Origin of the sequence: Klebsiella sp. 54 (genome assembly GCF_018223875.1) — a bacterium.
GTDB lineage: Bacteria > Pseudomonadota > Gammaproteobacteria > Enterobacterales > Enterobacteriaceae > Klebsiella > Klebsiella quasipneumoniae.
This window is the reverse complement of the sequence record NZ_JAGRRA010000008.1, coordinates 1-12,906: the sequence shown is the minus strand read 5'-3', so window position 1 is coordinate 12,906 and position 12,906 is coordinate 1. Positions and strand designations below refer to the sequence as shown.

Here is a 12,906-nt window from a genome sequence, read left to right as displayed (position 1 = left end):
ACAAATCCATTCCTCTATGGATTTCGGCTTGCCGGAAGGCGGCAAGGAGGTACATCCCCACGAACATAGATTACTATGTGACTGGGGTGTACGTACCGTAGCCAACGCATCGGCAAGTCGAAAGACGACGAGGAATTAGCCGGCTACCGCGATACGCTTCATATCGGTCATATAACCGCGCAGTTTCTTACCAACCTGCTCAATAGCGTGGCTGCGAATGGCTTCGTTAACATCACGCAGCTGAGCGTTGTCTACCGCGCCTTCGGCAATCGCCGTACCCAGGTCGCCAGTCTGCAGGGTGGTCATGAACTCTTTCAGCAGCGGTACGCAAGCATAAGAGAACAGGTAGTTACCATATTCAGCGGTATCGGAGATAACCACGTTCATCTCGTACAGACGCTTACGGGCAATAGTATTGGCGATCAGCGGCAACTCGTGCAGAGATTCATAGTACGCGGACTCTTCGATGATGCCGGAGGCCACCATGGTTTCGAAGGCCAGCTCAACGCCCGCTTTCACCATCGCGATCATCAGAACGCCTTTATCGAAGTACTCCTGCTCGCCGATTTTACCTTCATACTGCGGCGCGGTTTCGAACGCGGTTTTACCAGTCTCTTCACGCCAGGTCAGCAGTTTCTTATCGTCGTTCGCCCAGTCCGCCATCATACCGGAGGAGAATTCGCCGGAAATGATGTCGTCCATGTGTTTCTGGAACAGCGGCGCCATAATCTCTTTCAGCTGCTCGGAGAGCGCATAAGCGCGCAGTTTCGCCGGGTTAGAGAGGCGATCCATCATCAGGGTAATGCCGCCCTGCTTCAGCGCTTCGGTGATGGTTTCCCAGCCGAACTGAATCAGTTTTTCTGCATACGCCGGATCGGTACCTTCCGCCACCAGCTTGTCGAAGCACAGCAGAGAACCCGCCTGCAGCATGCCGCAGAGGATGGTCTGCTCGCCCATCAGGTCAGATTTCACTTCGGCAACGAAGGAAGATTCCAGCACGCCCGCACGATGGCCGCCGGTCGCCGCCGCCCATGCTTTCGCAATGGCCATGCCTTCGCCTTTCGGGTCGTTTTCCGGATGTACCGCGATAAGCGTCGGTACGCCGAAACCGCGTTTGTACTCTTCACGCACTTCGGTACCCGGGCACTTCGGCGCCACCATCACCACGGTGATGTCTTTACGGATCTGCTCGCCCACTTCCACGATGTTGAAACCGTGGGAGTAGCCCAGCGCCGCGCCGTCTTTCATCAGCGGCTGTACGGAGCGCACAACGTCAGAGTGCTGTTTGTCCGGAGTCAGGTTAACCACCAGGTCCGCCTGCGGGATCAGCTCTTCATAAGTGCCGACTTTGAAGCCGTTTTCGGTCGCTTTACGCCAGGAGGCGCGCTTCTCGGCGATCGCTTCTTTGCGCAGCGCATAGGAGATATCCAGGCCGGAGTCACGCATGTTCAGACCCTGGTTCAGGCCCTGCGCGCCGCAGCCGACGATGACCACTTTTTTACCCTGAAGGTAGCTTGCGCCATCGGCGAATTCGTCGCGCGCCATAAAGCGGCATTTGCCCAGCTGTGCCAGCTGCTGGCGCAGGTTCAGTGTATTAAAGTAGTTAGCCATGTCTGTAACTCCGTGATGTTGTGTCGTGCTTATTGTTCGGTTCGCTTTTGCGAGAATGAACTTACTATATGACAGGAATTTTATTGCGGAAATTGATATATTCACAACGTCACGTTGCATTTTATGAAATACAAAACCGGGGAGTACGCGCCGTGGATTTACGCGATCTGAAAACCTTTCTGCATCTGGCGGAAAGCCGCCATTTTGGCCGCAGCGCGCGGGCCATGCACGTCAGCCCGTCGACGCTTTCGCGCCAGATCCAGCGCCTGGAAGAGGACCTCGGCCAGCCGCTGTTCGTGCGAGATAATCGCACGGTGACCCTTACCGAAGCCGGGGAAGAGTTACGTACCTTTGCCCAACAGACTTTACTGCAGTATCAGCAGCTTCGTCACGTCATCGATCAGCAGGGCCCTTCGCTCTCCGGCGAGTTGCACATCTTCTGCTCCGTCACCGCCGCCTATAGCCATCTGCCGCCGATCCTCGACCGCTTTCGCGCCGCGCACCCCTCGGTGGAGATCAAGCTGTCGACCGGCGACGCCGCCGACGCCATGGAGAAGGTGGTCACCGGCGAAGCCGACCTGGCGATTGCCGGTAAGCCGGAGACTCTGCCAGGGTCGGTGGCGTTTTCGATGCTGGAGAACCTCGCCGTGGTGTTAATTGCCCCGGCCCTTCCCTGCCCGGTGCGCAACCAGGTGACCGTCGAGCGCCCCGACTGGTCGACAGTGCCCTTTATCATGGCCGACCAGGGGCCGGTACGTCGGCGCATCGAGCTGTGGTTTCGGCGGCATAAAATCAGCAATCCGTCGATCTACGCCACCGTCGGCGGGCACGAAGCGATGGTGTCGATGGTCGCCCTGGGATGCGGCGTGGCGCTGCTGCCGGAAGTGGTGCTGGAGAACAGTCCGGAGCCGGTACGCAACAGGGTGATGATCCTGGAGCGCAGCGATGAGCAAACGCCGTTTGAGCTGGGCGTTTGCGCACAAAAAAAGCGGCTGCATGAGCCGCTTATTGATGCTTTCTGGAAAATTCTTCCCAACCACTAACCCGCGAGGAAAAAGCGGAATGCCGGGTTATGCGTTTCGTCGTGGCACTCATAGCCCAGCTCATTGAGACGAGTTTCAAAGTCCGGCTCGTGCTCGCCCAACTCGAAGGCCGCCAGTACCCGACCATAGTCAGTGCCGTGGCTGCGGTAGTGGAACAGTGAAATATTCCAGTGGGTGCCAAGGGTATGCAGGAATTTCAGCAGCGCCCCCGGCGATTCCGGAAACTCGAAGCTGAACAGCCGCTCCTGCAGCGCTTTTGACGGCCGGCCGCCGACCATATAGCGCACATGCAGCTTAGCCATCTCATCATCAGAGAGATCCACCACGCTGTAGCCGCCGTCGTTCAGTAACTGGAGGATCTCTTTGCGCTCTTCCAGGCCACGACTCAGGCGTACCCCCACAAAAATACAGGCGTCTTTGGCATCGGCAAAGCGGTAGTTGAACTCCGTCACCGAGCGGCCCCCCAGTAGCTGGCAAAACTTCAGAAAGCTGCCCTTCTCTTCCGGGATCGTCACCGCCAGCAGCGCTTCGCGCTGTTCCCCGAGCTCGCAGCGCTCAGACACGTAGCGCAGACCGTGGAAGTTGACGTTGGCCCCGGACAGGATGTGAGCCAGTCGCTCGCCGCGAATATTGTGCTGAGCGACATATTTCTTCATCCCCGCCAGCGCCAGCGCGCCGGAAGGCTCTGCCACCGCCCGCACATCTTCGAACAGATCCTTCATCGCCGCGCAAATAGCGTCGCTGTCGACGGTGATGATGTCGTCCAGATACTCCTGGCACAGACGGAAGGTTTCATCGCCGATGCGTTTGACCGCCACGCCTTCGGCAAACAAGCCGACGCGCGGCAGGTCCACCGGATGACCGGCGTCCAGCGCCGCCTTCAGGCAGGCCGAATCTTCCGCTTCCACCGCGATCACTTTAATCTGCGGCATCAGCTGCTTGATCAGCACCGCCACGCCTGCCGCCAGGCCGCCGCCGCCCACCGGGACGAACACGCGGTCGATGTGGGCATCCTGCTGCAGCAGCTCCAGCGCCAGGGTTCCCTGACCGGCGATGACCATCGGGTGATCGAACGGCGGCACCCAGGTAAAGCCCTGCTGCTGCGCCAGCTCAATCGCCCTCGCCTTCGCTTCGTCAAAGTTGGCGCCATGCAGCAGCACTTCGCCGCCAAAGCCGCGAACGGCATCCACTTTGATGTCGGCGGTCGCTACCGGCATCACGATCAGCGCCTTAACGCCCAGCCGCGATGCGGAGAACGCCACGCCCTGGGCATGATTGCCCGCCGAGGCGGTGATCACCCCGTGGGATTTCTGTTCCGCGGTCAGGCTGGACATCATCGCGTAGGCGCCGCGCAGCTTAAAGCTGTGTACCGGTTGGCGATCTTCGCGCTTCACCAGAATAACGTTATCCAGGCGAGAAGAGAGTTTGTCCATTTTTTGCAGCGGCGTTTTCTGCACCGCTTCATAAACCGGCGCGCGCAGCACTGCTCTCAGGTATTCGGCGCCCTCAGGTGCGCCGGACAGGGGTTGTGAATCCGCCATGATTAGCCACCCAGTTTCGATTTATCGCGAACCGCGCCTTTGTCGGCGCTGGTCGCCAGGCTGGCGTAGGCGCGAAGGGCAAAGGAGACCTGACGCTGGCGATTCTTCGGCGTCCACGCCTGGTCGCCACGCGCTTCCTGGGCTTCACGACGCGCCGCAATTTCCGCATCGCTCAGCTGCAGCTGGATGCTGCGGTTCGGAATATCAATCGCGATCATGTCGCCATCTTCAATGAGCGCAATGTTGCCGCCGCTCGCCGCTTCCGGTGAGACGTGACCGATAGAGAGCCCTGAGGTGCCGCCGGAGAAACGGCCATCGGTGATCAGCGCACAGGCTTTGCCCAGCCCCATCGACTTCAGGAAGCTGGTGGGGTAAAGCATCTCCTGCATCCCCGGCCCGCCTTTCGGCCCTTCGTAGCGGATCACCACGACGTCGCCTTCAACGACTTTACCGCCGAGGATGGCCTCAACCGCATCGTCCTGGCTCTCATACACTTTCGCCGGACCGGTAAATTTCAGGATGCTGTCGTCCACGCCGGCGGTTTTCACGATACAGCCGTTTTCCGCGAAATTGCCGTACAGCACCGCCAGGCCGCCGTCCTTGCTGTAAGCGTGTTCCAGAGAACGGATACAGCCTTCGGCGCGATCGTCATCCAGCGTATCCCAGCGGCAGTCTTGCGAGAACGCCTGGGTGGTACGGATGCCCGCCGGCCCGGCGCGGAACATTTTTTTCACCGCGTCGTCCTGGGTCACCATCACATCGTACTGTTCCAGGGTCTGCGGCAGCGTCAGGCCGAGAACGTTTTTGACCTCGCGATTCAACAGCCCGGCGCGGTCCAGCTCGCCCAGAATGCCCAGCACGCCGCCGGCGCGATGCACATCTTCCATATGGTATTTCTGCGTGCTCGGCGCCACCTTACACAGCTGCGGCACTTTGCGGGAAAGCTTATCGATATCGCTCATGGTGAAGTCGATTTCAGCTTCCTGCGCCGCCGCCAGCAGGTGCAGAACGGTGTTGGTGGAACCGCCCATGGCGATATCCAGCGTCATGGCGTTCTCAAAGGCCGCCTTGCTGGCGATATTGCGCGGCAGCGCGGAAGCGTCATCCTGCTCGTAATAGCGTTTGGTCAGCTCAACGATACGTTTCCCGGCGTTAAGGAACAGCTCCTTACGATCGGCGTGGGTCGCCAACAGAGAGCCGTTACCCGGCTGCGACAGGCCCAGCGCTTCGGTCAGACAGTTCATGGAGTTGGCGGTGAACATCCCGGAACAGGAGCCGCAGGTCGGACAGGCGGAGCGTTCCACCTGATTACTCTGCTCGTCGGACACTTTCGGATCCGCCCCCTGGATCATCGCATCCACCAGGTCGAGCTTGATGATTTTATCTGACAGCTTGGTTTTCCCGGCTTCCATCGGGCCGCCGGACACAAAGATCACCGGAATGTTCAGGCGCAGGGAAGCCATCAGCATCCCCGGGGTGATTTTGTCGCAGTTGGAGATACAGACCATCGCATCCGCACAATGGGCGTTAACCATGTACTCCACCGAGTCGGCGATCAGCTCGCGGGATGGCAGTGAATAGAGCATACCCCCGTGGCCCATGGCGATCCCATCATCCACTGCGATGGTGTTGAATTCTTTGGCCACGCCACCGGCGGCTTCAATCTGCTCGGCAACCAGTTTGCCGAGGTCGCGCAGGTGCACGTGCCCAGGAACAAACTGGGTAAAGGAGTTAACGACGGCGATAATCGGTTTGCCGAAATCGGCATCGGTCATCCCGGTTGCGCGCCACAACGCGCGGGCGCCCGCCATATTGCGGCCATGTGTGGTGGTGGCGGAACGGTACTTAGGCATGCTCTTTTTACTCCCATCTGTGTTTATTAAATGGGACGGTGCGTGCCGTCCCATTTTTAATTACTTACTTACCGGATCCAACCAGCCCCATTTATCTTCTGTTTCACCGGTGAAGAGGCCAAAGAAGGCTTCCTGAATGCGTTTGGTGACCGGACCGCGACGGCCTGCGCCGACCTGGATGCCATCCACGCTGCGTACCGGGGTGATTTCCGCCGCGGTGCCGGACATGAAGACTTCATCCGCCAGGTACAGGGATTCACGGGACAATACCTGCTCGCGGACTTCAATACCGAGATCTTTCGCCAGCTTGATGATGGCGTCGCGGGTAATGCCCGGCAGCGCGGAAGAGGTAAACGGCGGAGTGAACAGCACGCCGTCCTTCACTTCAAACAGGTTTTCGCCAGCGCCTTCAGAGATATAGCCGTTAACATCGAGGGCGATACCTTCCTGGTAGCCATGGCGACGCGCTTCGCTGCCAACCAGCAGCGAGGAGAGATAGTTGCCGCCGGCTTTCGCCGCCGTCGGGATGGTGTTCGGCGCCGCGCGGTTCCAGGAAGAGACCATGGCATCGATCCCCTGCTCCAGCGCTTCTGCGCCGAGGTAGGCTCCCCACGGGAACGCCGCGATGATCACGTCAGTGTTGTAACCCGGAGGCGGGTTTACCCCCATGCCGACATCGCCAACAAACACCAGCGGGCGGATATAAGCGCTGGTCAGATTATTAGTGCGAATGACTTCGCGGCAGGCTTCCATCAGTTCGTCGACGCTCTGGGAGACCGGGAAACGATAAATTTTGGCTGAGTCATGCAGACGCTGCATATGTTCGCGATGACGGAACACCACCGGGCCTTTGTGCGAGTCGTAGCAACGGATGCCTTCGAATACCGAGGTGCCATAGTGCAGCGCATGGGACATCACATGAACTTTCGCTTCGCCCCACGGAACCATCTCGCCATTGAACCAGATGTAATCAGCTTTTTTCGTCGTCATTTTTCTTCCTTTGCGCTCAGGCGCGGATTTGTTGTGATGTGGGTTGCTGGATCTCGACGCAGGCAACGTCGACCAGTTTACTTAATTGACTAAACAGTAATTCGACGGGCCGCGGGCTGGCAACGGTCAATTCGATATTTATGTTCTGTGCGTCCGCTGCGGTTTCCATGTTCATTGCGCAGATTTGAAAACCACGGTGACGGACAACGCGCAGCACGCGCTCTAAGGTTTCCGGGTTGAAACGTGCCTGTAAAGCGACCTGATGTTGCATCATGATAATTTCTCCAGCATTTCAGAGTTACTGGCGCCGGGCGGCACCAACGGCCAGACATTCTCAAGTTCGTCGATTGAGACATGAAGCAGGTATGGCCCCTGGCTCGAAAGCATGGTGTCGAGTGCCGCTTCAACCTGGTCTTTACGGGTGATGTGTTGGCCAGGAATACCGAAGGCGCTGGCCAGCGTGAGGAAATCAGGGTTATCAGTCAGAGTGGTTTCGCTATAACGTTCCTGGAAAAACAGCTGCTGCCATTGTCGAACCATCCCTAACCGCTGGTTGTCGAGTAATACGATCTTCAGCGGTAACTGCTTGCGTTTTACGGTGCCCAGCTCCTGCACATTCATCATGAAGGAGCCGTCACCAGAGATACAGATCACCGTATCGTTAGGGCGCGCCACCTGGGCACCAACGGCGGCCGGCAGGCCAAAGCCCATGGTGCCTAAGCCGCTGGAGGTGATGAAGTTTTCCGGGCGGGTATAGGTCATATGCTGAGCCGACCACATCTGATGCTGGCCTACGTCGGTTGTCACCACGCTGTCCGCCGGCTTGCGGTCGGAAAGCTGTTTCAGCAGCAGCGGCGCGTAGATAGCCTCACCGGGATGATCGTAACGCCAGGCGTGATCGGCACGCAGTGCGGCACTCCGCTCGCGCCAGCCATCGATCGCTAACGGCTGCTGCAGCGCCGGCAGCAAGCGGTTCAGATCGCCGGTCAGACCAATGTGCGCCTGGCGCAGCTTGTTCAGCTCCGCCGGATCGATGTCCATATGGATCACTTTGGCATGCGGCGCGAAGGTGTTGAGCTTGCCAGTCACGCGATCGTCAAAGCGCGCGCCGACAGCGATCAGCAGATCGCACTCCTGTACCGCCAGATTGGCCGCCTTGGTGCCGTGCATTCCCAGCATGCCGAGATAATACGGGTAATCGGCGTCCACCACGCCCAGCCCTTTCAGGGTGCAGGTCGCCGGCATCCGGGTCACTGCGAGGAATTCGCGCAGCGCCGGTACCGCCTGCGCCATGCCGACCCCGCCGCCAACATACAGCATCGGTTGCTGCGATTGAGCCAGCATCTGCAGAGCCTGAGCCACTTCCGCCTGCGGGAATGCCATCTCATCGGCGACCATAGAGAAATGGGGATCGAGATCGCCCTGCGCCATCTGAATATCCTTAGGGATATCAACCAGCACCGGGCCTGGACGGCCTGAGTTTGCCACCTGGAAAGCTTCAGCAATGACCCGCGGCAGCTCGTCCAGAGACTGCACGAGGAAACTGTGCTTAGTACAGGCCAGTGACAAACCGAGAACGTCTACCTCCTGGAACGCATCCGTGCCGATGAAGGGTGCGGCCACCTGGCCGGTGATAGCGACAATGGGGATGGAGTCAAGCAAAGCGTCCGCCAGGCCGGTGATCAGGTTGGTTGCGCCCGGGCCGGAAGTCGCGATACATACCCCGGTTTTACCGGTTGCTCGCGCATAACCAATGGCCGCCATGGCTGCCCCTTGCTCATGCCGGCACAGCAGGTGCTCCACGCCGCCGTCATACAGTGCATCGTAAACCGGCATAATTGCGCCACCCGGATAGCCAAAAACGGTGTCGACCCCCTGTGTCCGCAAAGCATGTACCACCCACTGCGCGCCATTCATAGTTAGTTCCCCGTCATAAATCGGGAGAAACAGAATTTTATGCTAAAAGTCATCATCTGCTCCTCGCTTAGGTTATTTCAGTTATAAAAAAACCCCCGGACCTTTCGGTGCGGGGGTCTTAGTTCGTTAAGGCTTGATTATTAAGCCTTTCCTCGTCCAAGTGCAGCCCCGCACGGTGGGATAATAATCACCACCACGCTAATCACGACCAGGCTAATCACTCGTAGAAGGGCTGTCATTTTCTGTACTTTCTGGCTTCTTGTTCGAAGGAATACCTAAAGAGGTACCACAGACATCACATAAAACACAAGATTTTTTTATATCTCTGTTGCTGAGCAGCCTAACAGTTTCAGCAAAAATAATTGTTTTATATGAAAAAATTCGAAGATGAAAAAAACTCAGTTTTCTCTCGCCTGCCGCGCTCTTTTGCGCCCTCCTTCCCAACGCCGCTCTGTTTTGCGAGCGAACTTCCAGTTTCGGCTAAATGTAACAATATGGCGCGAAAAGTATGGATTTATGGTCCTAACTTCTGACTATTACCGATCCCGTTTTAACACAGGTCAGCCATAATCCTGCCTGGTCCAGGAGGTTTTATGTCGCTCGCCATCGTCTATACCCGCGCGGCGCTCGGTATCGAAGCGCCATTGATTACTGTCGAGATTCATCTCAGCAACGGTCTGCCCGGCCTGACTATGGTCGGACTGCCGGAGACCACCGTGAAAGAGGCCCGTGACCGGGTTCGCAGCGCCCTGATCAACAGCGGCTACGCTTTCCCTGCGAAGAAAATAACCATTAACCTGGCGCCAGCGGATCTGCCTAAAGAGGGCGGGCGATACGATCTACCTATCGCTCTCGCGCTTCTCGTTGCCTCAGAGCAGCTCAACACGACGCGACTGAATCAATATGAGTTTGTGGGCGAACTCGCCCTCACAGGTGGGTTACGCGGCGTTCCAGGGGCGATCCCCAGCGCAATGGAAGCCATCAAAGCCGGCCGGCGCATCGTCGTCTCCTCTGATAATGCGGCTGAGGTCGGCCTGATCGGCGGCAGCGATTGCCTGGTCGCCGACCATCTGCAGGAGGTGTGTGCTTTTCTCGCGGGGCAGACATCGCTTTCGCCGCCTCTCGCCGAGGCACCCACCGTTGATGAACGCGGCGAAGATCTGCGCGATGTTATCGGCCAGCAGCAGGGCAAGCGAGCGCTGGAGATTGTGGCCGCCGGGGGTCACAACCTGCTCCTGATCGGCCCACCCGGCACCGGGAAAACCATGCTTGCCAGCCGGCTACCCGGTCTCCTGCCGCCATTAAGCAATCAGGAAGCCCTGGAGAGCACGGCCATTCAGAGCCTGGTCAATCTGCATACCGCGAAGACCCGGTGGCGTCAGAGGCCGTTTCGCGCGCCTCACCATAGCGCCTCGCTGGCAGCGATGGTGGGCGGCGGCTCAATACCGGTCCCCGGTGAGATTTCCCTGGCCCATAATGGCGTGCTGTTTCTTGATGAACTGCCTGAGTTTGAGCGGCGTGTACTGGATGCGCTGCGCGAACCCATTGAGTCAGGCAAGATCCACATATCACGCTCGCGCGCCAAAATTGACTATCCGGCGCGCTTTCAGCTTATCGCGGCGATGAACCCAAGCCCGACAGGGCATTATCAGGGCAAACATAATCGTACATCGCCTGAGCAGACATTACGTTATCTGGGACGTCTGTCAGGCCCCTTCCTTGACCGCTTCGATCTCTCCTTAGAGATCCCGCTGCCGCCGCCAGGGATACTGAGCCAGGGCACGCAGGGCGAAGAGTCTAGCGCAACGGTCCGGCAGCGGGTGCTGGCGGCGCGCGAACGGCAAATGCTCAGGCAAAATAAGCTCAATGCTCATCTTGAGAATCGTGAAATGAAGAGCTGCTGCCACTTACGGCGGGAGGACGCTGTCTGGCTGGAACAGACGCTAACGCAGTTGGGGCTCTCTATTCGAGCCTGGCAGCGTCTGTTAAAGGTGGCGAGAACCATTGCCGATCTGGCAGAGGCTGAAGAGATTGAACGCCGTCATTTGCAGGAGGCGCTCAGCTATCGGGCGATAGACCGGATGCTAAACCATCTGCAGAAAATGATGGCGTAAAAAAAGGGCTTACGCCCTTTTTTCTTAGTCATCGCTTTCGGTGTAATCGTCAGCGCCTTCCATCTGCGGTTTGCCGCCGGAAAGGGTATGGAAACGCTTCGGCCGCTTGATGCGCGCCATATACTTAATCCATACGCGTTCTGCTTCCGTTACCGGCTCACGCTCACCACGGCACACCGAGACAAACTGTTTTTCATCATCGGTAACAGGTTCGCGTTTACCCAGTTCCAGTTCGTTAAAGGCATAACCATGACGTTCCAGCAGTTGCGCCTCTTTGATGGTGAAATCACCGTGACGGGAGAACCCGCGTGGATAATTTTTATTGTCGAAAAAACGATTAGTCGTCGTAAAGCTTTCCGCCATCCTACACGCTCCTGATTCTTTGGCCGAGCTATTTATGGCGCGGAGTATTAGTTACGCTTGACAGAGCGTCAAACAAAACATTTAAATCATCACGACAAATAATTTTGTGGAGAACGGTGTGGATACGGAATTGCTCAAGACTTTCCTGGAAGTGAGCAGAACTCGTCACTTTGGGCGAGCAGCAGAGGCGCTTTACCTGACGCAGTCAGCGGTCAGCTTTCGTATTCGTCAGCTGGAAAATCAACTTGGTGTGAACCTGTTCACCCGACATCGTAATAACATTCGCCTGACGACGGCCGGAGAAAAGCTCCTGCCTTACGCCGAAACGTTAATGAATACCTGGCAGGCTGCGCGCAAGGAGGTCGCACACTCTTCGCGACATAATGAATTCTCCATCGGAGCCAGCGCCTCGCTGTGGGAATGCATGCTTAACGGCTGGCTCGGCACCCTCTACAGCGCACCTTACAATCTCCAGTTTGAAGCGCGTATCGCACAGCGGCAGTCGCTGGTTAAACAGCTTCACGAACGCCAGTTGGATCTGCTGATCACCACCGAATCGCCGAAGATGGATGAATTAAGCAGCCAGCTGTTGGGTAATTTTACCCTTGCCTTGTATTGCGCATCGCCTGCAAAAAACAGAAATGAATTGAATTACTTGCGCCTTGAATGGGGGCCTGATTTTCAGCAAAACGAAGTGGGTCTGATAGGAAGCGATGATGTTCCGCTGCTCACTACCTCTTCAGCTGAACTGGTCTATCAGCAATTATCGCGTCTGAGCGGCTGCTGTTGGCTACCTGTCCGCTGGGCGAAAGAGAAGCATGGGTTACATACGGTTATGGACAGCGCTACGCTGTCCCGCCCACTCTATGCGATCTGGTTACAAAATAGCGATAAGCAGGCGCAGATCCACGAGATCCTGAAAAGCCCTATCCTGGAATAAGCGGTACTCTCCATGGACGGAGAGAAGCAAGGTATTTTGAACAGGGATATTGCAGATAGAGAGCAGAGATAAGAAAAAATCCTTTGCCTGAGCAAAGGATTCTTATAAATGGCAGGGGCGGAGAGACTCGAACTCCCAACACCCGGTTTTGGAGACCGGTGCTCTACCAATTGAACTACGCCCCTAAAGCTTTCTTACCACTAAGCCTGCTATCTGAGCAGGCTTAATGTTAAATAAGTGGCGGAACGGACGGGACTCGAACCCGCGACCCCCTGCGTGACAGGCAGGTATTCTAACCGACTGAACTACCGCTCCACCGAATTTTTTCGCTTTATGACCACCGGTTGTCACCCCGGCTTACTGCAATTTGATGCCTGGCAGTTCCCTACTCTCACATGGGGAGACCCCACACTACCATCGGCGCTACGGCGTTTCACTTCTGAGTTCGGCATGGGGTCAGGTGGGACCACCGCGCTAGTGCCGCCAGGCAAATTCTGTTTTGTCAACACGTCCTGCGGACGCATCGACTAATCT

General features: G+C 57.3%; 12 protein-coding genes, 2 tRNA genes and 1 rRNA gene. 3 read left to right on the top strand and 12 right to left on the bottom strand.

The genetic code is table 11. The annotated features are described in order from the left end of the window. Positions 1–135: 135 nt before the first annotated feature. Complete coding sequence (gene ilvC / locus KHQ24_RS18015) at positions 136–1,611, bottom strand: ketol-acid reductoisomerase (RefSeq protein ID WP_002883178.1); 1,476 nt, start codon at positions 1,609–1,611, stop codon at positions 136–138. Positions 1,612–1,763: 152 nt separating this feature from the next. On the opposite strand from ilvC, the gene ilvY reads away from it, so the two are divergent. Beyond that, positions 1,764–2,654, top strand: coding sequence for an HTH-type transcriptional activator IlvY (ilvY, locus tag KHQ24_RS18010; protein ID WP_002883176.1), 891 nt, complete (start codon positions 1,764–1,766; stop codon positions 2,652–2,654). Here the strand turns inward: ilvY and ilvA are convergent. The 7 genes from ilvA to ilvL form a co-directional block, all read right to left on the bottom strand. Next, on the bottom strand, positions 2,651–4,195 hold the full coding sequence (gene ilvA, locus KHQ24_RS18005; RefSeq protein WP_017899412.1) for a threonine ammonia-lyase, biosynthetic: 1,545 nt from the start codon (positions 4,193–4,195) through the stop codon (positions 2,651–2,653). The two genes, ilvY and ilvA, sit on opposite strands and share 4 nt — an antisense overlap. A gap of 2 nt (positions 4,196–4,197) precedes the next feature. Next, positions 4,198–6,048: a dihydroxy-acid dehydratase gene (gene ilvD / locus KHQ24_RS18000; RefSeq protein WP_002883173.1), complete on the bottom strand. Its 1,851-nt coding sequence runs from the start codon at positions 6,046–6,048 to the stop codon at positions 4,198–4,200. Positions 6,049–6,108: 60 nt separating this feature from the next. After that, positions 6,109–7,038 (bottom strand): branched-chain-amino-acid transaminase, encoded by a 930-nt coding sequence (gene ilvE / locus KHQ24_RS17995; RefSeq protein ID WP_002883171.1) that lies wholly within the window; start codon positions 7,036–7,038, stop codon positions 6,109–6,111. 16 nt (positions 7,039–7,054) lie between these two features. After that, a complete protein-coding gene (gene ilvM, locus KHQ24_RS17990; protein ID WP_004886870.1) occupies positions 7,055–7,312 on the bottom strand; it encodes an acetolactate synthase 2 small subunit in 258 nt (85 codons plus the stop codon). After that, positions 7,309–8,955 (bottom strand): acetolactate synthase 2 catalytic subunit, encoded by a 1,647-nt coding sequence (gene ilvG, locus KHQ24_RS17985; RefSeq protein WP_004886873.1) that lies wholly within the window; start codon positions 8,953–8,955, stop codon positions 7,309–7,311. The genes ilvM and ilvG overlap by 4 nt, the downstream gene beginning before the upstream one ends. Positions 8,956–8,957: 2 nt before the next feature. Beyond that, the gene (gene ilvX, locus KHQ24_RS24590) at positions 8,958–9,008 is read right to left on the bottom strand and encodes a peptide IlvX (RefSeq protein ID WP_175426296.1); all 51 of its coding nucleotides are present in this window, start codon (positions 9,006–9,008) and stop codon (positions 8,958–8,960) included. Positions 9,009–9,095: 87 nt separating this feature from the next. Beyond that, a complete protein-coding gene (gene ilvL, locus KHQ24_RS17975) occupies positions 9,096–9,194 on the bottom strand; it encodes an ilv operon leader peptide (protein ID WP_001311244.1) in 99 nt (32 codons plus the stop codon). A 354-nt stretch (positions 9,195–9,548) separates the two neighbouring features. On the opposite strand from ilvL, the gene KHQ24_RS17970 reads away from it, so the two are divergent. Continuing rightward, positions 9,549–11,069, top strand: coding sequence for a YifB family Mg chelatase-like AAA ATPase (locus tag KHQ24_RS17970; RefSeq protein ID WP_211777385.1), 1,521 nt, complete (start codon positions 9,549–9,551; stop codon positions 11,067–11,069). A 24-nt stretch (positions 11,070–11,093) separates the two neighbouring features. On the opposite strand, the gene KHQ24_RS17965 is transcribed toward KHQ24_RS17970, so the two are convergent. Then, positions 11,094–11,432 (bottom strand): DUF413 domain-containing protein, encoded by a 339-nt coding sequence (locus tag KHQ24_RS17965; RefSeq protein WP_004886877.1) that lies wholly within the window; start codon positions 11,430–11,432, stop codon positions 11,094–11,096. A 118-nt stretch (positions 11,433–11,550) separates the two neighbouring features. Here KHQ24_RS17965 and hdfR point away from each other — a divergent pair, with 118 nt between their 5' ends. Next, a complete protein-coding gene (gene hdfR / locus KHQ24_RS17960; RefSeq protein ID WP_211777384.1) occupies positions 11,551–12,372 on the top strand; it encodes an HTH-type transcriptional regulator HdfR in 822 nt (273 codons plus the stop codon). 109 nt (positions 12,373–12,481) lie between these two features. On the opposite strand, the gene KHQ24_RS17955 is transcribed toward hdfR, so the two are convergent. The 3 genes from KHQ24_RS17955 to rrf all read right to left on the bottom strand — a co-directional run bounded on the left by KHQ24_RS17955 (position 12,482) and on the right by rrf (position 12,860). Then, positions 12,482–12,557 (bottom strand) — tRNA-Trp (locus KHQ24_RS17955). A gap of 53 nt (positions 12,558–12,610) precedes the next feature. After that, positions 12,611–12,687: transfer RNA gene (locus tag KHQ24_RS17950), tRNA-Asp, on the bottom strand. Positions 12,688–12,744: 57 nt separating this feature from the next. Beyond that, a 5S ribosomal RNA gene (gene rrf / locus KHQ24_RS17945) occupies positions 12,745–12,860 on the bottom strand. Between the last annotated feature and the right edge of the window lie 46 nt (positions 12,861–12,906).